Source organism: Bacillus sp. ISO11, assembly GCF_003458115.1.
Taxonomy (GTDB): Bacteria; Bacillota; Bacilli; order Bacillales; family Bacillaceae_G; genus Bacillus_A; species Bacillus_A cereus.
This window is the reverse complement of sequence record NZ_QXCO01000097.1, coordinates 1-588: the sequence shown is the minus strand read 5'-3', so window position 1 is coordinate 588 and position 588 is coordinate 1. Positions and strand designations below refer to the sequence as shown.

The window sequence follows — 588 nt, the reverse complement described above, 5'->3', positions numbered from 1 at the left end:
AGAAAACTTCGCTAAATATTTCAAGGATAGGGTGTAGACAATGATCAAATTAGAAAAAGAAAATAAAAAAATGAAAATCATTCAATCTGCCACAATACTGTTCTCTACGCGTGGTGTCCGTAACACAACGGTTGATGAAATTGCAAAGACAGCTAAAGTTGGTAAAGGTACTATTTATTATTACTATACAGATAAAACTGAAATATTATGTGACTGCTATATGCGTCATATTCAGCTCAAACGCTCACAATTATTTAATTTATATAAAGAAGAAAAAGATGTTTTACTTCGAATACAAAAAATTCTTCATTATATCAGCCTAGAATATCATCAAGATCCGTTTGTTTCTACACTCTTTCAAGAATATAAAGAGTACCATTCACCTGAAATTACAACTTGTTTTAAACAATCTGAAGAAGAAGCAATTAACATGATAAGTAATTTGCTCGAAAAAGGTTATCAGCAAGGAGCTTTGCATAAGGTACCATTACCGCTTACAGCTTTTATGTTAGTACGAATGATTTTTAACTACGAACAGGATTATATAAAAAATGATAAAAGTGATACAGAATTTCTGCAGTTGCTAAA

Annotated in this window: 1 protein-coding gene; it reads left to right on the top strand. The window is 30.4% G+C overall.

What is annotated here, in order from left to right:
* Positions 1-40: 40 nt before the first annotated feature.
* Positions 41-588: TetR/AcrR family transcriptional regulator (locus tag D1166_RS30955; RefSeq protein ID WP_098281603.1), on the top strand; the 548-nt coding region annotated here is incomplete at its 3' end.